A 24,323-nucleotide genomic window follows, 5' to 3' on the forward strand; every position below is an offset into this window, starting at 1 on the left:
GGGCACGAAGAAGGCCCCCGGATCCCTGAGTGGACCCGGGGGCCTTGTCGTTTCCAGCGTTCTTTACGGCGTGAAGGACGTGGGGTTGGGCACGGGCGGGATGGTGACGGCCTGGCCATACACCAGCGTGTTGCCCGTCACGGTGCCGGTGGCGTTGAGCTTGCTTGAATCCAGCAGCGTCCCGCGGAGCCCTTCCGCGTTGAACGTGCACGGGGACGAGGACGAGCAGTCATAGGCCACGAGCTTCGCGGCATTGCTGGAGTACACGGCGACGTCCTTCGCCGTGGTGGTGCCGGTGTGCATGAAGAAGTGGCCGTCGCGCGGCTGGTAGCTGCTGGAGCTCTCGACGCGCGGGCCCGGCGTGGCGGACTGCCACAGGCGGAAGTTGCGCTTGCACTCGGCCGCGACGGTGGTGCGGATGAGCATGTTGCGCACCTTGGTGTCGACGCAGCCGTCCTCGTTGCCGCGGAAGTAGCTGTCCTCCAGGACGACGTCGCTCGCGGAGCTCTCCCCGTCGATGCCGTCGCCTTGCGTGTAGCCCGTCTGCATGCCGGTGACGTTCATCACCGTGGCCCGGCGCAGGGTGACGCGGTTCGTGGTGTCGTAGAGGGCGATGCCCACGGGGTAGTCACTCCCCTGCCCGCCAATCTGGTCCGGCTCCATGTCGATGTAGACGTCCTCCACGAGCGACTGGTTGGTGCCGGACGCGAGGAAGATGCCGCCGCGCGTGAACTGGAGGATCATCGCGTTCCGGATGGTCAGGTCGGTGAAGGCGGTGGTGCTGGAGCGCTCCACGTCCACGCAGGTGGCCACGTTCTCCGCGCGGAACTGACTGAGCGTCACGTGCGCCACGGGCGACACGGCCTTGAAGCTGAAGCACGTGCCCACGTGGCGGAACTCCAGGTTGTGGAACACGAGGTTGCTGGCCTTCACGGTGAAGGCCACGGGCCCCGTCTTGGCGCGAGTGGAGGCCTCGAAGGTGGACTGGAAGACGGGCCGCCCCTCCACGCCCTTGATGGTGACAGGCGCGCCCAGGGCGCCGCCCTGGGACACGGTGGTGCCGGTGCCGTAGGTGCCGCCATGGATGCACACCAGGCCGCCAGGGCCCACGGCCTGGATGAACGCGTTGAGGTGGGCCAGGGTGCCCGCGCTCTGCGCCGTCAGGCCGTCCTTCGTCCCCGCGCCGGTGACGGTGATGTGGCGGACGGAGGAGCCGGAGCACTCGTCCGCGGTGGGCGTGGCGTACAGGCCGTTCGAGTACGTGGACGTCGTCTCCGCAGTGGAGCCCTTGATGCGCACGCGGAATTCGTACCGCGTGCCGTTGGAGAGGCCCGTGACGGCGTAGGTGGTGTTGGTGCCCGCGCCCCGGTACGCCCAGCTGCCGTCGCCCACGCGGAAGCGGACCTGGTAGCCCTGGGTGCCCGTGGGGCCCGCGGTCCACTTGAGCGTCACCTGCCCGTCGCCGGGCACGGCTTCGAGCAGCGTCGGGGCGCTGAGCGCCTGGGAGACCTCGCCGGTCTCATCGGCCTCCAAAGTGGACGAGTCCTGGGGACCGCAGGCCAGCGCCCCCAGGAGGGCGCCGGTGAAACACAACACACGGTATCGAGGGAGTAGTGATTTCATGGACTCCCCGGTTTATCAGGGAGTCCACCGGATGCGGTAGGAGCAGGCGTGGCCGTCGAAGTCGAACGGCTCCACGCTCAGGTTCCGAGCTCCGGCCTTGGTGAGGCCGGCCTCGATGATGCCGCGCAGGTAGCCCGGGTTCCCGTTGCACTCGCTGACGCGGAGGACGTGGTGCGCGGGTCCCTGGGTGACGAGCTCCGTCTTCAGGTAGTTGTTCACCGTCGCGAAGCTCTCCTGGATGCGGATGACGACGCGCTCCGGGCCGAAGATGGGCCACATCGCGACGAGCGCCTTGCCCAGCAGCGTCTGCTCCACGCCCTGGATGAGCCCGACGCCCAGCCGCCGGAAGCCCTCGTCCGTGTCGACGTCGGGATGGAGGTGCTGCGCGGTGATGCGCAGCGCCTCCGCGAAGACGAGCCGGGGTGTGCTGCGGGGGATGGGAGCCCCCAGGTCCAGTCCGGCCTGTTTCAACTTGTCCTTCAGCTGGGGCGTGAGCCGGCTGCCGATGGAGCGAAAGAGCCCTTCAATCGTGTGGCGATAGACGACCTGCTCGGCCATGGATCCGTCCGGGGGTTCGGATGTGATTGCGCAATGCCATCACGAATCCACGAAGGCTCACCAGCCCCTTACGTAACTCCAATCAAATCCGTCTGTCTTTCCCGGACACCGGAACTGCGCGGGTCTTCAGGATTTGCCCGGCTCCAGGCTCAGCCGCCCCAGCGGACGCGATAGGAGCAGGCGTGGCCGTCGAAGTCGAAGGGCTCCACGCGCAGGTTCTTCGCGCCGGCCCTGGCAAGTCCCGCTTCGATGAGGCCGCGCAGGTAGCCCGGGTTCCCGTTGCACTCGTTGACGCGGATGATGTGGTGGCCGGGGCCCTGGGTGAGCAGCTCCGACCGCATGTAGTTGTTCACGGTGGAGAAGCTCTCCTGGATGCGCACCACCACGCGCTCCGGGCCGAAGATGGGCCACATGGACACGAGCGACTTGCCGAGCACGGTCTGCTCCATGCCCTGGATGATGCAGACGCCGAGGCGCCGGTAGCCCTCGCTCACGTCCAGCTCCGGGTACAGGTGCGCCACGGTGACCCGCAGGGCTTCCGCGAAGATGGGCCGGGAGGTGTTGCGAGGCGACTGCGCGTCCAGGTCCAGGCCCACGGCCAACAGCTTCGCCCGGAGCTCCGGAGTGAGCCGATCACCGATGGCGCGGAACACGCCCTCCACGGTGTGGCGATAGACGATCTCTTCTTCCACGAATCACCCCGGCAACGGCCCGGCGGTCCCATTCCGCCGTGTCGCACAGCAGTATACACATCCTCCCCGTGAACCCGAAAGCCCCCTGCCCTCCGACCCAGGTCTGAGACGTCCCCATGTTTCACGGCTGGCCGTGATGATTACTTAGTCTTGTATTGCACGACCTGGATGACTCAGCGGGTCCGGGTGACCTCCGAGATCCCCTTCGCGGAGACGTGGAACACAGCGAAGGACTCGGGCCCCTGGCGCACGCTGGCGAGACAGGCCACGTCCGACACCTGGCCGGACGGATGCGGGATGGCGGAGCGATACGCCCGGTGCATGTGGCCACAGAGGACCCAGCGGGGCCGGAGCGCCTGCACGAGCATGCGGGCGTAGTCGTTGCCCACGGTGTCGTGGCTCACGCTGCGGCGCTGGTGCTCGAACGCGCCCGCGTCCTCGGCCGCGATCAGCCCGGAAGGCCAGTCGTGCAGCAGGAGGACGTCGACGTTCCGCAGGGCCATGGCGCGATCCACGTCCTCCTCGTTGAAGTACGCGAAGGCCTTGTGCGGCACGGCCTGGGAGTTCGAGAGAGACGGACGAGCGGCCTGAAACGCATCCTCGCGATAAATGCCTGAGAGCCCGGCGACGCGAAGTCCTCGCAGTTCGACCTGACCGACACGTCCCAGGTAATGACAGCCGGGAGCGACCTCGAAGCCGTGAGGGGCATTGGCATCCAGGAAGCCATAGGGCTCATGGTTTCCGCCAATGAAATACACCGGCCAGGGGAAGCGCATCTGGCGGCGGTGGTAGACGGGGAAGTCGCCCAGGTGTTTGTATTTGGCGGGCGCCGCCATGGTGGCCAGGTCCGCGTCGTCGCGGTGGGGCTCGAAGTCCCCCACCTGGAGCACGAACGCCAGGGGCTTGCCCGTCCGCGCGGACCAGCCCTCCAGCAGCCGCACCATGGCGTGCATCTGGCCGTGCACGTCTCCCACGGCCGCGAAGTACCACCCGTCTTCACTCCCACCCATTACCGCCTCCTGGCGCGCCGGACAGCCAGGGACCGGCGCCGCCGTCGACGGCTCGACGCCGAAGCTCCTGACAGCGAGGGCTGCTGGCGTTCGTGGCAGCAATCCATCGCGAGGACTTCACGCACACGCTCCCCGGGCAGGGACCGGGCCGGGGAGGATGTGCCTGTCTCAGCCCCGGGCCAGGCGCGAGCGGTACAGCCGCGCGAGGAAGTCGTACAGGACGAGCTCATGGGCCCGCGCGTCGTCCGGCAGCACGCGGTTGACGTGCATGTGCATCAGGCTCGTGGCCAGCGCCTCCACGGGGAGGGTGAGCCGGCCTTCGCGCTCGGCGGCCTGGAGCTCACGGCCCACGGGGACAAGCCGCTCGCTGCGTTGCTGGAGCACCGTGAGCCCTTCTTGCCACGGGCCCTCGGTGGCGGGCGTCGCGTCCAGCAGCGCGTCCAGCTTCGGGCGCTCGGCGCGGAAGCGCGCGCTCAGCTGCGTCTCCAGCACCTTGCCCATCTTGAACTCGGACGCGAAGCCATCCCGTGCCCGCTCGGCCACCCGGGCCTTCGCGTCCAGCGGCAACCCCAGGTCCGAGAGCAGCAGGTCCAGCCCCTTCAGCACCAGCCGCCAGCGCAGGTCCGCGCCCGCATCGCCCTCGCACGTGCGCAGCAGGTCCAGCGTCGCGTCGCTGTCCACGGAGAAGAACGCCTCCGACAGGACGACGCCCACCGGCCCGGCGTAGCGCTCCACCTCGCGCTCGTAGGTGTCCAGCTGCAGCTTCCAGCCCGTGCCCTCGTCCAGCAGGTCCGCGCACGCCGAGCGCAGCACCGGCCACACCTGGGACTCCAGCCGCGCGGGCTCGCCGTGGAAGCGCAGCCGCAGGTGGAAGTCCGGGTCGCCGTAGCGGATGAAGAACCAGCGGTCCACCGCGCCCGACGCCAGCACCTGCCGCACGGTGTCGCCCAGCCCGCCGCGCAGCAGCCGGTCGGCCGTCGCCGTGCCCGTGTAGAGCTTGAGGTACAGCCACTCGGAGCCCGGGGGAAACCGCCGCGCCACGGGCGCCGGCGGGGCGGGAGGCGGCGCGGGCCGCGGCGGCGCCACCGGGGACGGCTCGCGCACGAAGGGCACCACCACCTCGTGCACGTAGCGCCCATCGCCGCCCTCCACGCACAGCCCCTCCGGCCCGGGGTACAGCTCCTCCAGCGCCGCGAGCGGGCGCTCCTTGATGGTGTGGACGAGCGTCTCCACGGACAGGACGTTGTCCAGGTCCACCGGGAGCTGGTTGTCCCCGTCGCGCAGACACACCCAGCGCGGCAGTCTCGCCTCCTGGCGGTAGCGCTGCACCGCATCGAACCGCTCGGCGCCTCGCAGCTTCCCCCAGGTCTGGAGCAGCGGGAGGGGCAGGTTCCAGCAGGCCGGCGCCAGCACCGTCCGCCCGTACCGCACGCGCGGCAGGAAGGACGCGGCTTCCAGCGGGCCCCAGCGAAAGCGCATGCCCCGCTCGCCGCCCTCGCTCTGCATCATGCAGAGGAAGCGGTAGAGGCTCAGTCCGTAGCCGACGTAGTTGTGCGCGTTCGTCAGCCGGGGAACCACCTCCCGCCCCAGCCGCTCCGAGCGCAGCACCAGCCGGTGGCCCTCCAGCGACAGGCGCAGGTCCGCGACGTCGATGCGATCCTCCTCGGGCACGCCGGACTGTCCCAGGAAGACGAGATCATGGCGCCGCAGCGCGGGCCGGCTGATGACGTTGCCCATGCGGCCCTGGGGCAGGTGGACGATCTCCGCGAAGACGGCGTCCGGGCGCAGGGCCTCCTCGGCCCGCAGGTGCTCGCGCACCCGCGCCTCCAGCTCCGGGTCTCCATGGCAGAAGCGGCCCAGATACACGGCCCCCGCCACGTGGATGTTCTCGAAGAGGATGCGGAAGTCTCCGCGGTCCACCGCCTCCGCGGAGTCGGCGATGAGGGTGCTCACCACGCCAAAGGCATCCGGCAGCCGCCTGGGCGTCTCCGCCTCCATGGCCCGCAGGTCCTCGTCCGTCAGCACCAGCTCCCGGGCATGCGCCTGGCTCACCTCCTGGAGCCGGCGCAGCAGGTGCCGCGCCCGGGAGTCCAGGCCGGCCGGGTCCGCGCCGCGAGGGGAGCGGAAGCCCAGGCCCTTCACGAGCGGGCCCGTGCCACCGCCGGGCCGGGTATCGGCCACGAAGCCGATGCCCCGCTCCTCGTCCAGGGCCTCCAGCAGCGGCACCGAGCGTCCCTCGTAGCGCGCCGCGAACCGTTCCCGGAAGCGCACCAGCGGGTCCTGCTCGCTCCGCTCGGGGGTGATGCGGCGAAGGACCTCCACGGCGCGCAGCAGCTCGGAGGCCACGCGCGGCGGGAGCGAGAGGTCCGCGCCCGGACGCACCGAGTCCACCTGGAACAGGCGCGGCAGCTCCACCGGAACAGGCAGCGCCTCCAGGGTGCGCGCCACATGCCGGTACGACGCCGGGGGCGCGCCCGGCGGGGCGGCATCCAGGTCGGCCAGGAGGGACTGGACGGCGGACAGCCGCTCCCGCACCGGCGTGAGCGCGGGGATGCCCTCGGCGCCCGCCAGGAGGAAGGGCACGGGCTCCGGCCCCGTCAGGTTCGGCGCCCACGTGGGCACCAGGAGCTGCGCCTCCACCAGGTCCACGGTGTACTGCCGCGCGTCCTCCAGCGGGATCTCCGCGTCCTGCGCCACCAGCGCCTGGGCCAGCGCCTCCAGCGTCGCGCCCGCCCGGGCCCGCTCCAGCGTGGCGTCCAGGTAGGGCGTGGGTTCCATGGCCACCAGCCCGTAGCTGCGCTCCCGCCCGCGCTGCCGCATCTCCAGGTAGCGGAGCTCCGTGGGCGTGCGGTACAGGCTGGTGTTGGGCACGTAGCGCAGCGCGCGCATCACCTCGGGCTCGCGCCGCACGTGCTCCACCAGCGCGCAGACGTAGTCCATGTCCAGGCGCGTGTGCTTGCGGACGGCGGAGCGCTCCGGCACGCGCAGCCGCGCCTTGTCGCGCAGGCTGCCCACGGAGTGCGCCGCGAACAGGCCGAAGGGGGTCGCGCGCCCGGCCATCCGCGACAGGTAGCGCACCAGGCCGCGCTCCACCTTCTGGCCCCAGTCCGAGTCCGGGGACTCCAGCCAGACGGGGATGCTCTCCTCGAGGCCGGGCGAGGCGAGGAAGAGGGCCTCCCGCACCACCGGCTCCTCCACCCACCCGCGCAGGCGCTCACGCAGCCGCGCGCGCTCCCTGGTGAGTGCGTCCGCGCGCTGGCCCTCCGGGAGCCCCCAGGCGCTCAGGTCCTGGCCCCAGTCGACGAGCGTGTCGAAGGGAAGCAGCGGCGTGCGCAAAGCGAAGAAGCCGGAGGCTGCGTGGGTGGGGGACTTGGAGGGCGGGCGCGAGTTGTTCGTGGACATGGGCGGCTGGGAAGTGAGCGTCACCCAAGGCGAGGCCCGGAGAATCGGGAGCAGCGGACGGACAAAAGGCCGGAAGGATGGCGCGTGCCACCCCTCCGGCCCCAGGCACGACCGACAACCGCGTGCGATGACGCCGCGGTGTCGTTGCGGACAAGCAGGCCTAGTTGGCCTGTTCCTGGGTGTAGTCGCAGCAGTTGTTCGAGACCCAGACGATCGTACCGCCCACGACCTGGTCGAGCACGCCCACCTGCGAGTCGTTCAGCTCGCGCAGCGTCTCCTTCTTCAGCGACAGCTTCAGCTTCAGCGACTTGGCGTCCTGCTTCTGCGACTTGGCGTTGGACATGAAGCCCTCCTGGGGGGTGAAGCCACGGTCGGCTCCCGGATTGCTCCGGGGGCCTTCCTCCGTGGGAGGCCGACGATAAAGGGGCGCCGCACTGTTTGAAACATGCGGTGCGCTCAATCTGCTTCAGCCGGGGCTCGCGTTGAACGAAAGGCTCTCGGAGAGAAGTTCGCAGCACTCCCAGCGCGTGGCGATATCCGGGGCCTGATCCAGGAAGCGGAAAGATGAAGAGCCGGAAGGATGGCGCGTGTGCCACCCCTCCGGCCCCAGGCACGACCGACGACCGCGTGCGATGACGCCACGGCGTCATTGCGGACGAGCGGGGCCTAGTTGGCCTGTTCCGCGGTCCCCTCGCAGCACCTCGCCGAGACGAACACGATCGTACCGCCCACGACCTGGTCGAGCACACCCACCTGCGAGTCGTTCAGCTCACGCAGCGTCTCCTTCTTCAGCGACAGCTTCAGCTTCAGCGACGTGGTGTCCTGCTTCTGCGACTTGGTGTTGGACATGAAGCTCTCCTGGTGGGTGAATCCACGGCCGGCTCCCGGATTGCTCCGGGGGCCTTCCTCCGTGGGAGGCTGACGATAAAGGGGCGCCGCACTGTTTGAAACATGCAGTGCGCTCAATCTGCTTCAGCCGGGCTCGCGTTGAGCGAAAGGCTCTCGGAGAGAAGTTCGTAGCACTCCCAGCGCGTGGCGATATCCGGGGCCTGATCCAGGAAGACAAGCTCCTGGGTGCCGTAGCGATGGGCGAGCGCCTCGAGCTGCTCCCGGCACTGCCGCGGATCTCCGATGACAGGGGCGACGTCGCCGGTCTTGATGCCGGAAGCCCCTGCCCGCCGCCGCGCCTCCGCCTCCGTCGGCGCGCACAGGCCCGTCACCGCGAGGACGGCCTGGGGCTGGGGCTGCTCGGGCCGGGGGCGGAACTCGGAGCGGTAGATATCGAGAACGCTGGGGTCGTCCCGGCTCGACACGTGCGCCAGCGAGTGGCCGTAGCAGGTGCCGTGCTGGGCCGCCAGGCGCGCGGTGAAGGGCCGCGCCGCGCCCAGCAGCCAGACGGGAGGCGCGCCCGGCGGGTGGAATGCGAGGGGGGACTCGCCCCGGAGCAACTCCAGCAACTGCACCACGCGCCGCGGGTACTCCTCGCTCACCTCCTCGAGCGAACGCGTGTCGCAGCGCATGGCCTCCATGACGGACGGCTCGGCCCCTCCCGCGCCCACGCCCAGGTCGATGCGCTCCGGGAAGAACGTCTCCATCAGCCGGAACGCCTTCGCCACCCGCATCGGGCTGTGCAGCTTCAGCAGGATGCCCGCGACCCCCACGCGAATGCGCTCCGTGCTGCCGGCGATGAGCGCCGCCAGCATGTCCGGCGCGTGGTGGGCGGCGGTGGGCTCGTGGTGCTCGGCCAGCCAGTACCGCGAGAAGCCCAGGGCCTCGGCGTGCTGGGCCAGCTCCACCGACTCGTAGAGGGCCGCACGGGGTGTGGCGCCCGCACGGAGGGAGCAGAAGTCGAGGATGCCCAGCCGCATGGTTCAGGCCTCCGTCTTCGCGGGCGGCCGTGGCCGGAGGGACATCAGGAGGCACTCGTCCCAGTCCGGCTCCTGGTCGGTGGCACCCGCCAGCAGCGCGAGCGCGATGCCCGCGGCGCCGAACTGGAGGTTGTCGTCGGGCCGCTCCGGCTTCTGCTCGAAGCAGTAGCCCCCGGGGCCCTGCCCGGGCTGGCGCAGCGCCAGGGTGTGCTCGAACCAGCGCACCGCGGCCTCCTCGAAGACGGGGCGCCGCGTGGCGTGGAAGAGGCGCAGGAACAGCAGGGCCGTGCCGGCCGTGCCGCAGCACAGGTTCGCGCTGCGCCTGGGCACGAAGGGCGGCCGCTCCAACCCCTTCCGTGCCACGGCTTCCGCCCACGCGAGCGCGCGGGCCTGCCAGCCCGCGTGTCCCCACGCCCGCGCCGCCCACCACAGCACGGCGGTGATGCCGGGCGTGCCCACGCACCAGCTGAAGCGTGCGTCCACGACGGGCTCGTCGCCGTGCAGGTAGTGGGGGAAGCCCGGGTGCTCTTCGGGGCCCGCGAGGCTCGCCATCCACGCGAAGCCGCCCTCGAGCAGCGCCCCTACCCGCTCCCGCGCGATGCCGTGCGCATGGAGCGCGCCCAGGAGGGCCAGCCCGCCCGGAATACCGTGCGCCACGCCCAGCGTGTACACGCCCCGGGGGAAGGCCTGGGGGTCGTCATAGAGGCGCAGGTAGTCCGGAGGCATGGGCCAGCGGAGGCCCTGCGCGGTGGGCTCGGCGGTCTCCTCCAGGAGGGTCACCATGCGCTCCAGCGGCCGGTGCGTGGACGGGTGGTGCGAACGCTCGAGCGCGTAAAGCCCCAGGCCCGCCAGCCCGGCGCGGAGGTCGCAGGGGTGGGGCCAGGGGCGCAGCTCCAGCTCCTGGGCAATCGCCTCGTCCACCGGCCCGCACACCTCCTCCACGTCCAGGTCGGGGTGGCGCGCAGACAGATGGGCGGCCACCCAACCCAGCCCGGCCAGGCCTCCGTGAAGGCCGACCTTCGTCCGCTCGGCGCGGAGGAACCCTTCCGCGGAGAGCTGCAGGTGCTGCCCCACCTTGTCGAGATGGTCGGTGTCCAGCGCCCGGCCCGCGGCCTCGAAGAAGAGGGCAAGCCCCGCGTGTCCCTTCGCAAGGTCCGGCGGTCTGCGCACGAGCGGCGCCTGGGCCATGTCCTGGACGATGGCCTCGGCCGCCTCCAGGGCGCGGGCCTGCGTGGGGCCGGAGAGCACGGGCTTCCAGGCGTCGCTGCTCATGGATGTCGATCCTCGATGGAGGCCCCGGGCCCGCGCTCGCGGCGGGGCCGCGCGAAAGCCGCGCATTCTTCCCGGCATCCCGGGCCCGTACAACCGACCCTCCGAGCACCGCGCGCCCCAGGGAAGGTGTGCCGGGCGGGGCCGTGGGCTACAGTCCGCGAGGACGACGCACCTTCAAGACCGCAGGGTGGAGAAGCACGTGACGGGGAGTGGAAGGGCATGGGCATGGGTCACCACGGGCGTGGTGCTCCTGGGTCCGGTCGGTGCGCGGGCGTCGGCTCCCGCGGAGGCGCAGGAGCCGGCACGGGTGCTGACGGCGCCCCGGCCGCTGCTGGGCGTCGTGGTGGCCAGCCAGGTGCTGGACGTCGTCTCCGAGGTGGAAGGCCGGCTGAGCGAGGTGAAGGCGCGCCTGGGAGACCGGGTGGAGGCGGGCCAGGTGCTGGCCACGCTGGACCCGGAGCCGCTGAAGCTGGAGCTGAGCGCGCGCCAGGCCAACGCCCAGGCCGCGGAGGCCGAGCACGCGCGGGCGTCCCTCCTGCTCACCCAGGCGAAGCAGAAGCTGCAGCGTGAGCAGCGCATCCGCGCGTACTCGGCCGCCGAGGCCCTGGAGGCGGCGGAGAGCGCCGTGGCGCTGGCGGAGGCCGACAGCGCGTTGGCCCAGGCTCGCCTGTCGGAGGCGCGGACGCGGCTGGCTCAGGCCGAGCGCGACGTGGCCCAGGCGCGCATCCGCGCCCCCTTCACCGGCATCATCACCGAGCAGTACCTCACGCCGGGCATGCGCGTGGGCCGCGCCACGCCGCTCTTGCGTGTGGTGAGTGACGACCTGCGGCTGCGCTTCGCCGTCCCGGAGACGCTGGCCCCCTCCGTGCGCCCCGGCGTCCCCGTGCGGGTGCGCCTGGCCGCGGTGGACGCGGAACTGGAGGGCACGGTGGAGCGCGTCGCTCCGGAGGTGGACCCGGCCTCGCGGCACCAGAAGGCGGAGGCCGTGCTCACCGTCCCGGACGCGCTGCGAGCCCGACTCTCCAGCGGCCTGCTGGCGGAGGTGTTCCTCCAACCTCCCGCCGAGGTGCGGACCCGCGGCACTCACCGCTGAGGCGCCGGGCCTTCAGGGCTCGAGCTCGCATTCAAGCAGCCTGCCGCCGAGACGCGGACGCGCGGCCCCCAACGCTGAGACGTCAGGCCTTCAGCGCTCGGGCCCGCGCTCCAGCACGAGCCGGCCCCGCGCGAAGCGCGCCACGTCGCCGGGCTTCCAGTCCACCACCTCGGTGGTGGCGCCGCGCCGTGCCAGTTGCTCGCGCACCCGCGCGTTGCAGGCCGCCTCGGAAGGCTCGCCTTCACCCCACCCCACGTCGGAGATGGCGCGGCCCACGCCCTCGAAGCCGTTGGCGTAGGGCAGGAAGTAGCGCGCCCCGGCGAGCGCGCACAACTCCGCCACTCCTGCGGGACCGGCAGTGGAGCTACGCAGCCGCCCGGCCTGATGATCCGCGTAGAGCCCGCGCAGCCGCGCCCAGGGCAGCGCGGCCCAGTAGTGGCTCAGGCCCCCGAAGAAGGGAGCGAGGAACTCCCGCTGGCACGCCAGCACCACGTCCACCGGCCCGTGCGCCTCGCGCGAGCGCGCGACCGCCTCCGCCATGCGGCCCGCCGGGTCGTCCCCGGAGTCCACCAGCACCAGGCACGAGAAGTCCCCGGTGTCGAAGCGGTAGCAGTTTCCCCAGCTGCGCAGGCCTTCCGGGAGCGGCGGCCCGTCCGGCGCGGGCTGCTCGCCGTGGAAGGGCAGCACGTCCACCCGGAGGTCGCCCACGCGCCGGGACTCCCCCCAGGCTGGAGCCTGGACGGCCTGCCCGCATGCGTCCAGCACGTGGGAGAAGTCCTGCGGGGTGAGCAGGTTGACGCGGGGCACGCGGGGCACGAGCACGGGGGTGTCCCGTCGGGGCAGGTGGGCCAGCAGCGACGGCACATGCCAGTGGTCCGTGTGGCCGTGGGTGAGGGCCACCGCGCCCAGGGCCTCCGGGGCCAGGTTGCCCGGCACCGAGCCGATATGCGGCAGCCGGCGCTGGAGGGAAATGGGATCCACCAGCACCGACGTCGTCCGCGAGCACACGAGCAGGCTGGCATGTTCGCGGCGGTAGAGGCCCGGTCCGGACGGCTCCGGCCAGGGCGCCTCGGGTGGAGTGGCGCGGAAGAGCGCGTCCTCGAAGTCCTCCGCGTCGAAGGGCCAGGCCGCGCGCACCTCGTCCAGGGTGTCCGCGCGCGCGACCGCGCGCAGGAAGTCCGCGACGACGGGCACGGCCTCCGGCTCCAGCCGGGTGCTCCAGCGCGACTCGCCCTGCTGAAGCACCCACCACCAGGGGCCGGGCTCAGGGAACAGCACCCCGTCGTCCACCAGCGGCCCGCCGTCCTCCACGGCCCCGGGCCGCAGCAGGGGCCGCCTCAGCCGCGCGTTGGCGTCCTCCAGCAGGCGCCGCGAGGCCTCGGGCTCGAAGCCCCGCCGCAGCAGCTCCTGGAGCAGCTCCGTGAAGGGCAGCCCCCCTTCGTCCCCGGGCAGCGGGGTGAGGTCCACGACGACGTCCGGAGCGAAGCGCATGCCCTCAGCCCACCGCTTTCCGAGGGCCCTCCTGGGCGGAGACCAGCTCGAAGTACTCGCCCCGGCGCTCCATCAGCTCCGCGTGCGTGCCCCGCTCCACCAGCCGGCCTCCGTTCATCACCAGGACGAGGTCCGCATCACGCACGGTGCTCAGCCGGTGGGCAATCACCACGCGGGTGCAGCGCAGCTTCGCGATGGCGTCCTGCACCGCGCGCTCCGTCTTCGCGTCCAGCGCGTTGGTGGCCTCGTCCAGCAGGAGGACGGCGGGGTTGCCCACCAGGGCACGCGCCAGCGCCATGCGCTGCCGCTGGCCCCCGGACAGCGATGAGCCCATCTCGCTCAGCACCGTCTCGTAGCCCATGGGCATGGCGGAGATGTCGTCGTGCAGCTGGGCATGCTTCGCCGCCTCCTGCACGGTCTCCAGCGGCAGCAGCGGGTCCGCGTAGGCGATGTTGCGGCGGATGTCCCCGCGGAACAGCGACGGGTTCTGCAGCACCACGCCCATCTGCCGGCGCACCTCCTTCAGGTCCATCTCCGCCAGCGGCACGCCGTCGAAGCGGATGGAGCCGGACGAGGGCAGGTACAGCCCCAAGAGCAGGTGCGCCAGGCTGGACTTGCCGGCCCCGGACGCGCCGACGATGGCCACGAACTGGCCCGGCTCGATGGTGACGGACACGTCCTGCACCACCAGCGGCGAGTGCAGCCCGTAGCGGAACGACACGTTCTCCACCTGGATTCGCCCCTGGAGCGAGTGGGCGCGGTGGCGCGTCCCGGGCGGCTGCTCGGTGGGGGCCTGCAGCACGTCGTCCACGCGGGCCAGGTAGCTGCGCACCAGCTGGAGCTGGAAGGCCGTCGTCACCAGGTTGGAGATGGGCAGCAGGAAGCCCGCCGCCAGGGCGTTGAGCGCCAGCATCTCCCCCATCGTGAGCTGGCCTTCCATGACGAGCATGGCGCCGGTGCCCAGCACCACCAGCGGGGACGCCATGCGCAGCGTGCTGGTGAGGGACTCGGTGAGGGCCTCCAGCCGTCCGCGCTCCAGCGACACGTTGAGCACGTCCACGTAGAGGCTGGACCAGTGCTGCACGGCCTTGTCCTCCAGCCCCAGGGCCTTGAGCGTCTGGATGCCGGAGAACATCTCCACCTGGTAGTTCTGCGCGGACGCGCTGACCTCCAGGTTCTTCGCCATCAGCTCCCGCTGGCGGCGGCTGGCGAAGACGAACACCAGCACCTGGAGCAGCGCCAGGCCGGACACCAGCGCGCCGATCCGCGGACTGCCAGCCAGCAGCAGGCCCAGGTAGAGCAGCACCATGCTGCCGTCCAGCAGCGTGGAGAGCACGCCCGACGTCAGCATCTCCCGCACGGTGGCGTTGCTGTTCAGGCGGTTCATCAGGTCGCCCGCCGAGCGCAGCTGGAAGAAGGAGAACGGCAGGTGGACCAGGTGGTCCAGGAACCCGAGCGTCAGCCGCGCGTCCAGGTGCGTGCGCAGCTGCAAGAGCAGGTGCGCGCGGACGAACGAGGACAGGAACTGGAAGCCCACCAGCGCCGCCATGCCCGCGGCCAGCGTGGCCAAAAGCGGCGTGTCCCCGCTGGGCACCACCCGGTCCACCACCGCGCCCGTCAGCGAGGGCAAGGCGAGGGCGAAGAGCTGCAAGAGCAGCGACATCACCGCCACCCGCAGCAGGGCGGGACGCTCCTGGAGCAGCAGGTGCAGGTAGCGGCGCGAGCCCTGGCGGGGCGCGGACGTCTCGAAGGTCTCCGAGGGCTCGAAGAGCAGCGCCACGCCGGTGAAGGCCTTGCGGAACTGCTCCAGCGGCACGCGGCGCCGGCCGAAGGACGGGTCCACCACGTCCACGCCCTGGCGCGCCAGCCGCTCGAAGACGACGAAGTGGCGGAACTCCCAGTGCAGCACCGCGCCAGGCTCCAGCAGGTGGAGCTGGTCCATGTCCACCTGCACCGCGCGGCTGACCAGCCCGAAGCGGCGGCCCGTCTCCAGCAGCGTGCGCGCGCTGATGCCCCGGGTGGTCAGCCCGGTGGCGGCGTGCACTTCGTCCAGCCCCACGTGCCGGCCCCAGTAGCCCAGCACCATGGCCAGACACGCCGCGCCGCAGTCCGCCGCCGCGACCTGCGCCACGTAGGGAATGCGCCGGCGGCCCAGCCGGTCGCCCAGTCGGCCCAGCGCGGGAAAGCGCTCGAAGAACGAAGGAGTGGGCTCAGCCACGGCGCTTCCCGAGCAGCTCCAGGACCGGCAGCAGGGTCAACCACCCATTGCGTGCGCGGACCTTCACCCAGGCCTGGCCGGGCATGCCGGTGAAGTAGGCGTAGGTGTCGTCGCCCGTGTGGAAGGTCCCGGAGGGCAGCTTCGCCTCCACCAGTACCAGCGGGCCATCCATCACGGTGAGTGCGTCCTTGAGGCCGGGGCCCAGCAGGCGCCGCACCTCGGCCGGGCCCACCAGGTCATCGCTGACGGAGGCCACCTCCAGCATCTGATAGGCATAGGGGAAGCCGGTGAGCTCCAGCCGCAGCGGCTGGCCCGGGTGCAGGAGCGGGCGGTACTGGCCAGGCAGGAGCGCCACCGCCCACGTCTCCGCGCCGTCGCGCACCAGCGAAGCCACCACCTCGCCCGGCTGGAGGAACTGCTGATCGCGCACGCGCACCTCGCCGACGCGGCCGTCGCACGGGGCCTTCAGCACGCGCTCGGACATGCGGGCCTCGCTCAGCTCGAGCTGGGCGCGCAGGCCCGCCAGCGCCTGCCGAGTCCCCGGGTTGGCCGGCTCCAGGAGCCACGCGGCGAGCTGCGAGCGGAACTCCTGATCCACTCGCTCCCGCTCGGCCACCTCGCCGCTCGCGTACAGTTCCACCAGCGGCTGGCCCGCGTGGACGCGCTCGCCGCGGCGCACCAGCACCCGGCTGACGCGGCCGCCTTCCGTGGAGGTGACCTCCTCCAGTCCCTTGACGCGCACCAACACCGGGCCGCGCGCGTAGTCGTTGATTTCAACGAGGGACAGGCCCACGCCGCCCACGACCACCAGCCCCACCAGGACCCACCACGTCGCGTGAATCCACCCCGGCATCAGCCGCAGCAGCCCGCCACGGGCCTCGGGGCGCGCATGGCGATCCAGGGCCTCCTGCCGGAAGACGGTGTTCGGTGACTCGCTCATGGCTGCTTCATCCGCCGCGAACGATACCGGCTGGATCCGCCGCCACAAAGCAGGGGGTTCCAGGCCGTTGGCGGGCCGGAAGCCAGCCCTGGCCCCGAGTCTTTCGACTCTTTCGACTCGGAGGCTCTTGTTCGAAGGGCCCAGGACGGGATTCGAACCCGGCAAATCACGTCATGCCCGGTGCCACCGGGTGAATCCTCGCCAGGGAAACCAAGCGCTTGAGCGGGCGAGCGGTGCATCTCGTCGAGGCAGGTCGTTGTAGCTCTGTAGCAGCACCCGTCATGGCTCGCCCGGCGACCCAAGGCCACGTCCCACTACGATAGGCAGGGCCTTTATCAACCGATCAAGCCCCCCTGTGCCGGTGTTCTAGACCTGGGGCTGGATCGGCTTCAACAGTCCCGCCCGGTTGAGCAGATCTTGAACCTGCTCGGCGAGCGCGAGGTGCTCCGGCTTGCTGACCGTGAAGCGCTCGGGACACATGACGATGAGCGTCCCCTTGTCCTCGATCCACTCGGTACGCACCGGAGAGGGCAGCGGGGGCACCGCACCCAACCGGCGAGACAGGTACGTGACCCAGCCCACGAACGTGCCCGGCACCGCGAACTCCGACACCCTGTCTCGATGTGCCGTGGACGTGGCGACACCCCATTCAGGGTCCCAAGCCAAAGCCGCTGCGCGGAGCGTCTGCGAAAGAACGGGCGCGGTGAGAATACGCTCTCTGGCTTCACCTCCTGCCGGAAGGTCCATCACGCAGAGATCCCCCAGGAGTTCCGAGGTGGATCCACAGGCGAGCCTGACGCCAGTGCTTGCACCATCAGGCTCTCCGTTCCATGCAGAGAAAGAAACGCTAGCCTCATCATTCCGGTACTTCTTCCCGAAGAGCTTGAGAAGCGACTCCTCATCCGGCACGACGGGGTGCCTGAGTGCAGCGGCACGAGACCCGGCTTTCTCGAACCATCGGTTGAACGTAGGTTCGGCAGGCCCCAGGAGGCGGAAGAAGACTTCGGCACGTCGAGCGTATGACTCGACCGACTCAACCCGCCCCGGCCAGTACGCCCCTACGTAATATTTCTCGTTCATCTGGCCTGTTGCCTATGGATACGGCGGGGTGAAGACAACCTTGATTGTGCCAAGCCCTTCGTTCCTGAACAGGTCTCTCACGGCGTCAGCGACTTCGCGCTCCGCGAAATGCCAATGGATCGGCGTGCCCTTGGCCGCTTTGAATTGTCGCTTTGCTTGCTCAAGCATTCCGTCGGCGCCTCGGAACCAGGTTCTGAAACTCCCATCCTTGAGGAACCTGGAGTAGCCCGGCCCCTTTGTTTCAAGGAGCACCCCCATCTTGAAACCGTCGAATTTCACCTCGTGGACCGTGTAGACCGTTCCTGCCGGTGCCCCGGTGACCTGGGCCTGGTACTTGCGAGACGCCTCGCTCATGCTTTCGCTGGCACTCCCCCACCTCCCAGGGCCTTGCTCCTCTGGGGCCGAGGGTTGACCCGAAGCCGCGCCGCTCCGATGAAGGATGATGGCCGCCCCGGGCCCTCCACTCAACACCGACGCCGCGCGACCCACCGGCACCGTGACGCGCTCGAAGACCAGCGCACCCTCCACTGAAAGCGAGAGCACCGGCACCGTGGCTTCGACGCCGGCAGCCAGGCCCGTCAACGTCCGCGTCGTGGCCGACGCCGCACCCCAGGTCACGATGAAGCTCGTCGCGAGCCGCGCCACCTCGCGGATCTGCTCGCCCTGCGTCATGTACCGGAAGCGCGCCCAGTACGCAGGCGACGACGCGATGAGAGCAGCCACGCCGTCCGGCAGGCGGCTCAGCGCCTCAATGCTGTCCATGGGGCGGGAGAGGGTCTGCCCCAGCGCGTGGTACAGCTCCACGAAGGCATCCTGCGCACCATCCAGAGAGCGACCGATGACATCCGCGTCGCTGTACACCTCGGCCAGGGGCCGCCAGTCCGAAGCCTGGAGTTGGGCATCGACTTGCCGGAAGACACCGCCCCTGCCGCTGTAGAAGCGCCCCAGCTCAAAGCCGTGCGCGCGAAACGCGCCGTCCTTCCATTCGACGGGTGCCACCTTCTGCTGCGTTTTTCCATTGAGGGCCCACGCGAGGTAGCCATCCGGCCGGAGGACGGCCACCCGCTCCCGGGAAAAGCGCTCCACCCGGCGCAGCAGTTCCTCCCGCGAAACTTCGCCGCCCTCCAGCACCTCACGCAGCAGGAAGCCCGCCGCCATGCGAGGAGGGAAATTGCCCAGCGTCACGGCTTTCCGCATCAGCTGCCCCAGCAGCCGCGCGGCTTGCGTAGGTGTCAGCCCACCAACGGACAGGGGCCGCGCGTCCTGGGCCTCCAGTCCTGCGTCCACGAGGAGCCTCTCCCAGGCGTCTTCCCTCGTGTTCCGGTGAGCGAGGCTGCCGCCCACGGCCCCTGCCATTCCTCGCAGACCCGTACCCGCCGCTTCCTCCCGGACATTCCGGTGGTGCGCCATCCGCGCTCGCTCCCCAAAAGTCGCGAAGGAGGTTCGCGACGAGGCTCGAATGGGAGGCACCTCCTCACGCGGCGACTGATCCAACGCCGGCGCGGCGGCTGGGCGCTCCGTGTAGCTCAGGCTCGCGCTTGGACGAGGCGTTGGCGACACCGAGACGCAACCTGTCGCCAACACTGTGAGGGCCAGCAGCAGGACGTCAGCGCGCATTGTCCACCCCCATGCCCAAGGAGGCGAAGGCTCCCGCCCAGAGCGTGCTGTCCTTCTCCGGGAACAGCAGTGTGCCACCCGTTCCCATCGCGTAGAGCCTCCCGCCCAGGAAGCGCCAGCGCAGCTCCTCAGGAAGAAGACCACTGTTCCCCGAATCCCGAAGGCCGCTGGAAGCGCCAGTTTGTTTCAGGCAACCGAGGCGCTCGTTCCAATTGAAGAAGCACCTTCGTCAAGAATCTCCAACCCAGGGAGTGCCTTGACGATCTTCATCGTCTCAAGGCTCACAGTGATGACTCGCAGTAGCAGAGATAGCGGATAACGCGGATCTCTGACAGCCTCGTTCGCCCAGGCGTTCGCGTCCTTCACGATGCCACTCGCCTTGTCGGTGGTAATGCCCTGGCGCTCCATCACCCACTCAATCGCTGACTTGCCGTTCACGACGTACTCGTAAGCCTCCAGCGGGATGTCGCGAACAGTGACGAAGTCGTTGTAGTGGATGACGCTTTTGTCCTTGCCCTTACCAAACTTCATCTTCTCTACGCGGTAGCTCTCGCCAGTGGGCTTGGCGGGGCCGTCGATACGAACTGGGTACTCCCCGACCTGCTCAAACCCAACGTGGAGGTCGCCGAGCGTGCGGCCGGCGCGACTGAATGTCCAGAAGTCACCGGCCTTCTGCACGCGCGGGATACGTGGAAGCTCCTTGCCAAGGTTGTCGGCATAGCGCTCGCGGTACTCGGAGGAGTGTAGGATTCCGTAGACGTAATAAAAAATATCTTCCTTCGTGATGGCCTCGCCCGGACAGGCAGCTTGGAAGTGGGCAAGGCCCGCATCGGTGATTCCGTCGCGCAGCATAGGGCCCACCGCTTTCTTCTTTGGAGCAGGAAAGAGGGACGTGCCGAAGTCGGAATCCGAGTCTAACTCGTCGCTGTCGTATATATATAACGGGAAGAACTGTGATCCGACCATGTCAGCAGCATGCAGGCTTGGTACGACGTCGGTCATTATGACTGAAAACCCAGCGCGAGACTCCCCTGAAGACACACCGATTACCCGGTTCGTGGCGTGGGCAACCGGGAATAGACGCGGGATTTGCAGCACCCTCTCATTCAATTTTCGATCAAAATAAAGCCATTCCTTTAGAAACGGGCGATACAAGCTGGGTACAATTCTTGACTCATCGAATGCGAGGTGCGCTCCTCGGGTCAGCTCGGTCTTAAGGTTTACGGTCCAGCCAATCTTCGTTGGATCTGTGTTGATGAAGCTGTCGACGAGCTTCGCCCGAGCCTTCCTGTCGAGGCCCTTATGCGCGGCATCGAAGCGAGCGACCTCGGCGTTGTAGAACGCGATCATGCGCTTCATTTGCTCGGTCAATCGCACTTTTGACGGATTGCGCGCCCATGCATCACGGTTGGTGTTCACACCGAGGGAGTATGTGTCGAACAGAGCGGGCTCTGCTGCACTCTTGTCGCCCAAGATGAGGTGCTTGGTGAAGTCCGCATCTCGCTGCTTCAGCCAGTCTCCATGAGAATCGGGAATGATCCGCACCCACCTCCCAGCAGTCGCAATACCTGCGATGCTGCCGAAGTTCGCAACGGCGTCGAGTTTCTGCTCCCCGGTGAGGTAGTCGCCGACGTCGTAGAAGTGGATGCGACCACGCTCCTTCGCGTCAGGGTTCTTCACCAGCAGAGAAATGGCCACCGGCGCGCGGCTGCCCATGCCGAATACGTTGCCGGCCTCCTTTCGGCGGCGCTCTCCGGACGTGCGCGCGTTGCCGCGCAGGTGAAAGACATAGAGGCTGCTGAATTCCTCGCACAAGCACCTTCGCAGTCCGTCAGTAATGTTCGCCTCAATGAAGCTCGCGTTCGTGACGAAGCCGACGATACCTCTTTCACCTACACGGTCGCTCGCCCAACGGATTGCACGAATGTAGCTATCGTAGAGGCCCTTCGCCAGCTTTCCCTCTGACCGTGCTACGTATGTATTGGCAATTTTCTGATCGAGCGATGGGTAAGCGATGTTTGCGTTGTTGTCGTTTTCGCTGTCTTGGCCGACCGAGTAAGGTGGGTTTCCGACGACTACACGGATGTCCAACTTCTTCTGACGCCTCCGTCGTGCGCTGTTGTCGACCAGAACGTGCGAGATGAGGTCGTCTTTCTCGTAGAGTTGGAATGTGTCAGTCAGACAAATGCCCTCGAAGGGCGTGTATTGCCCGCCAATAATCCCGTGGTAACTTGCCTCAATGTTGATAGCCGCAATGTAATAGGCGAGCAGGACGATCTCGTTCGCATGGATCTCCCTGGCATACTTCCGCGGCAATTCGTCTCTGGAGATGATCCCGCTCTGAAGGAGGCGGGTGATGAACGTGCCGGTGCCGGCAAAAGGATCAATGACATGCACGCCCTCGCTGCCGAGCGTCTGCCCGAATTCCGTACTGAGAAGATGATCGACGCTCTTCAGGATGAAGTCGACAATTTCGACCGGCGTGTAGACAATTCCTAGCCGCTCCGACATCTTCGGAAACGCATTGCGGAAGAATTTGTCGTATAGCTCAACGACGATCTTCTGCTTGCCCTGGGCGCTATCGATTCCCTCAGCGCGCATCTTCACGGACTCGTAGAACGCCTCCAGCGTGCTCGCTTCCTTCTCAAGGCGATGCTCCTGGAGTGCGTCGAGGACGCCCTGCATTGCACGGGACATCGAGTTCTCGGCGGCGAAGCTGTGACCCGAGAAGAGAGCTTCGAAGACCGGCTTCGTCACGAGATGTTGCGCCAACATCTCGATAATCTCGTCCCGTGTAATGCTGTCGTTCAGGTCGTCGCGCAGCTCCTCTGCGAGCCGTTCGAATGCCTCACGTTCACGCGTGTTCTTGACGTCCTCAAGGATGCCGGTGATTCGGTCGATGTGCGTGCGGGCAATCTTCGCGATGTCCTTCGCCCAGTCCTCCCAGTGGTGGCGATTGCCGACCTTCTGGACGAGCTTGGCGTAGATTGCATGCTCGATTTCACCAATCTCGAACTCAAGTTCATCCTGTACTGGGTACTTGATCGGGCTCTCTGCGACGCCAATGCTGTGCCCGGCCTTCGCGGCCCTCTTCGCGGCCTTCTTCTTATCGTCGGCGTTCTTCGCTCCCGATCGCTTCGCGATCTTGTCTGTAATCGCGATGACCTCCATCTTCGTGGGGTCCTTCGCCTCGAGATCAAGCTTGTTGATCATCGCGTCGAAGCGGTCGTCATGAGACCGCAAGGCTTGAAGGACCTGCCACACGACCTTGTACGTCTGGCTGTCGTTCAGGGCGTCATGCGGCTCGACCCCCGCCGGGATGACGACGGGGAGAACGATGTACCCGCGCTTCTTGCTGCTGTCGGCAGGTTTCCTCATTACGCGCCCGACCGACTGCACGACGTCCACCTGCGAGTTGCGGGGCGTGAGGAAGAGAACGGCATCAAGGGCCGGAACGTCGACGCCCTCCGAGAGGCACCGCACGTTGCTCAAGATGCGGCACGTGTCCTCGGGCGTCTCCGCCTTGAGCCAGTTGATCTTCGCCTCCTTCTCGGAGGCGTTCATGCTACCGTCCACATGCGCGGCCTCACACCGCAGATGCGTCGACGCAGCATCATCGCTGGGTGCCGTTCCGCTCTCCTGGTAGGCCTCGACAACTGCCTGGAACATCTCGGCGATGTTTTTAGATCCGACCTTGTGGACCTTTGCTCCCCTCTGGCGCTCGATGACTTGGCAGAAGGCGACCGCCCGCTTCATCGGGGCATGGTCGTCTGTGAGGTTCTCTTCGAGACCATGCTTCGAGAGCGCCTTCCAGCAGCCTACGATTTTCGCGGCGTCGTCGACTCGCAGCTCGTTGTTCGAGTCCTTCAATAGATTCTGTATTCTGCGGCTGACGTGCGACTCCTCGATGGCAAGTACTATGACCTTGTAATCAACGAGCAGGCCTCGTTTCACCGCCTCTGAAAACGTGAGGACGTGAAGTTCCGCTCCATACAGCCTCTCGTCATCCATCGAGCATAGGGCGACGTTGTCCCGTTCGGCAGTGGCCTTGGCTGTGTCGCCATAAATCCGCGGGGTCGCCGTCATATACAGGCGCTTGTTCCCGCGGATGTATTTGTCGTCGTGAACCCTGATGAAGTGGCTCTCCTCCTCGTCCTCGAACTTGGCGCCAGTCGTGCGGTGCGCCTCGTCGCAAATAATGAGGTCGAACTTGGGAAGTCCGTGCTCCTTCTGAGCCTCATGAAGCACATCAATGGAGTGGTAGGTCGAGAACACGACGCTCATGTGTTTGACGTCATGGCGCTTCTTCATTTCCGTCGCGAGCCGCGAGGCACTCGTGGTCGCCGGATACTGGAGTTCGTGAACAAGCGTCTGGACGACGTCGTCGCCCTTGCTGCGCTTCTTTCCCACGTCCGAATCGGAGCAGACAGCGAAGCTCTGGAGGCGCATTTGGCTCTCCTGTGTCCATTCGGTGAGGGTCTGCGACAGGAGTGCAAGACTCGGGACGAGGAACAATACGCGTTTGCCTTCTCCGGCAATTTGCTCGGCAATCTTCAGGCTGGTGAATGTCTTGCCCGTGCCGCACGCCATGATGAGCTTGCCGCGGTCGTGTTCTTTGAGCCCGGCGGACACCGCATTCAGGGCTGTCTTTTGGTGCGGAAGGAGTTGCTTCTTCGCCCTGAGAACCAGCTGCTTTCGCGGGGCGAACTGCGTCCAGTCAATAGAGCTGTTCTCAAGAGTGGCTAGATCGATTTTCGTTACCGGAATGTGCTGGTTGCGGAGTGCATCCTCTGCGTGTTCGCTCCACAGGTCCGTTGTGCTGATGATGATCCGGTGCGTAAACGGCTTCTTGCCTGCTGCCGTGAAGAAGCTGTCGATGTCGCCCTTCTGGATGCGGTAGTCGGACGCGTACAGCTTGCACTGGATGGCGTGGACCTCGTCCGTGAAGGTCTCGGCCACCAAGTCGATCCCCACGTCGCGCTTGTCGTGTTTGTGGCGCTCGGCCCAGGCAGCGTAGGTCTCAACACTGCGGTACAGCTCTCGGTACGCGGGTTCGTTCTTGAGGTACGCGACTGTCAGCTCTTCGAAGTAGGTCCCACGCTCACGGGGAGTGACGGCGGTGGCACGGAACTGGCCGAGGATCTTCTGGAGAGCGCTCACGAACGGGTCCTGTTCAAAGCTGGTCAGCGCGGCCGCGTGGCCGCCGCAATTAGAGGTTCGGCGCAAGTGGCCACGGTTGTCCAGATTGACCGCAGAACGAGCACTCGTTGCCGAAGTGCCACGACCTTCACTCGCAGAGCCAAACTCGGCGGGACTTGCTGCACAAGCAAGCAGCCTGATTGAGACCAACCTCGTGCCTCATCAATCCGGTGCGGCACAGGCATGAGCCTTCCGGAGGACCGGCGCGGCCTCTACGCACTCCGTTTCCTCATCAGCATGCGCATCAGAAAGGGGTTAGC

The 24,323-nt window shown here is 68.0% G+C and carries 16 protein-coding genes; 1 reads left to right on the forward strand and 15 read right to left on the reverse strand.

Annotated features, from left to right (window positions below):
* Positions 1–63 precede the first annotated feature (63 nt).
* The 9 genes from NR792_RS12795 to NR792_RS12835 all read right to left on the reverse strand — a co-directional run bounded on the left by NR792_RS12795 (position 64) and on the right by NR792_RS12835 (position 10,425).
* Positions 64–1,596: a fibronectin type III domain-containing protein gene (locus NR792_RS12795; protein ID WP_375760329.1), complete on the reverse strand. Its 1,533-nt coding sequence runs from the start codon at positions 1,594–1,596 to the stop codon at positions 64–66.
* A gap of 42 nt (positions 1,597–1,638) precedes the next feature.
* On the reverse strand, positions 1,639–2,181 hold the full coding sequence (locus tag NR792_RS12800) for a DUF2378 family protein (protein ID WP_375760330.1): 543 nt from the start codon (positions 2,179–2,181) through the stop codon (positions 1,639–1,641).
* Between the two features lie 149 nt (positions 2,182–2,330).
* Complete coding sequence (locus NR792_RS12805; protein WP_375760331.1) at positions 2,331–2,873, reverse strand: DUF2378 family protein; 543 nt, start codon at positions 2,871–2,873, stop codon at positions 2,331–2,333.
* Positions 2,874–3,046: 173 nt separating this feature from the next.
* Positions 3,047–3,883 carry a metallophosphoesterase gene (locus tag NR792_RS12810; RefSeq protein ID WP_375760332.1) on the reverse strand — a complete coding sequence of 279 codons (837 nt, stop codon included), beginning with the start codon at positions 3,881–3,883 and terminating at the stop codon, positions 3,047–3,049.
* Positions 3,884–4,051: 168 nt separating this feature from the next.
* Complete coding sequence (locus NR792_RS12815) at positions 4,052–7,309, reverse strand: lantibiotic dehydratase (RefSeq protein ID WP_375760333.1); 3,258 nt, start codon at positions 7,307–7,309, stop codon at positions 4,052–4,054.
* 136 nt (positions 7,310–7,445) lie between these two features.
* A complete protein-coding gene (locus NR792_RS12820) occupies positions 7,446–7,628 on the reverse strand; it encodes a hypothetical protein (RefSeq protein WP_375760334.1) in 183 nt (60 codons plus the stop codon).
* 323 nt (positions 7,629–7,951) lie between these two features.
* Positions 7,952–8,134, reverse strand: coding sequence for a hypothetical protein (locus NR792_RS12825; protein ID WP_375760335.1), 183 nt, complete (start codon positions 8,132–8,134; stop codon positions 7,952–7,954).
* Between the two features lie 113 nt (positions 8,135–8,247).
* Complete coding sequence (locus NR792_RS12830; RefSeq protein ID WP_375760336.1) at positions 8,248–9,153, reverse strand: MsnO8 family LLM class oxidoreductase; 906 nt, start codon at positions 9,151–9,153, stop codon at positions 8,248–8,250.
* A gap of 3 nt (positions 9,154–9,156) precedes the next feature.
* Positions 9,157–10,425 (reverse strand): lanthionine synthetase C family protein, encoded by a 1,269-nt coding sequence (locus NR792_RS12835; protein ID WP_375760337.1) that lies wholly within the window; start codon positions 10,423–10,425, stop codon positions 9,157–9,159.
* A 199-nt stretch (positions 10,426–10,624) separates the two neighbouring features.
* Between NR792_RS12835 and NR792_RS12840 the strand changes: the two genes are divergently transcribed.
* Positions 10,625–11,518 (forward strand): efflux RND transporter periplasmic adaptor subunit, encoded by an 894-nt coding sequence (locus NR792_RS12840; RefSeq protein WP_375760338.1) that lies wholly within the window; start codon positions 10,625–10,627, stop codon positions 11,516–11,518.
* Positions 11,519–11,608: 90 nt separating this feature from the next.
* Here NR792_RS12840 and NR792_RS12845 read toward each other — a convergent pair whose 3' ends face one another.
* The 6 genes from NR792_RS12845 to NR792_RS12870 form a co-directional block, all read right to left on the reverse strand.
* Positions 11,609–13,009, reverse strand: coding sequence for an MBL fold metallo-hydrolase (locus NR792_RS12845; RefSeq protein ID WP_375760339.1), 1,401 nt, complete (start codon positions 13,007–13,009; stop codon positions 11,609–11,611).
* 4 nt (positions 13,010–13,013) lie between these two features.
* On the reverse strand, positions 13,014–15,227 hold the full coding sequence (locus tag NR792_RS12850) for a peptidase domain-containing ABC transporter (RefSeq protein WP_375760340.1): 2,214 nt from the start codon (positions 15,225–15,227) through the stop codon (positions 13,014–13,016).
* Positions 15,220–16,167 carry an efflux RND transporter periplasmic adaptor subunit gene (locus NR792_RS12855; RefSeq protein WP_375760341.1) on the reverse strand — a complete coding sequence of 316 codons (948 nt, stop codon included), beginning with the start codon at positions 16,165–16,167 and terminating at the stop codon, positions 15,220–15,222. The genes NR792_RS12850 and NR792_RS12855 overlap by 8 nt, the downstream gene beginning before the upstream one ends.
* A gap of 366 nt (positions 16,168–16,533) precedes the next feature.
* Complete coding sequence (locus NR792_RS12860; protein ID WP_375760342.1) at positions 16,534–17,247, reverse strand: immunity 52 family protein; 714 nt, start codon at positions 17,245–17,247, stop codon at positions 16,534–16,536.
* Between the two features lie 12 nt (positions 17,248–17,259).
* Positions 17,260–18,534 carry a Tox-REase-5 domain-containing protein gene (locus NR792_RS12865; RefSeq protein ID WP_375760343.1) on the reverse strand — a complete coding sequence of 425 codons (1,275 nt, stop codon included), beginning with the start codon at positions 18,532–18,534 and terminating at the stop codon, positions 17,260–17,262.
* 516 nt (positions 18,535–19,050) lie between these two features.
* Positions 19,051–24,024, reverse strand: coding sequence for a DEAD/DEAH box helicase (locus NR792_RS12870; RefSeq protein WP_375760344.1), 4,974 nt, complete (start codon positions 24,022–24,024; stop codon positions 19,051–19,053).
* Positions 24,025–24,323 lie beyond the last annotated feature (299 nt).

Origin of the sequence: Corallococcus exercitus (assembly GCF_042231735.1) — a bacterium.
Taxonomy (GTDB): domain Bacteria; phylum Myxococcota; class Myxococcia; order Myxococcales; family Myxococcaceae; genus Corallococcus; species Corallococcus exercitus_B.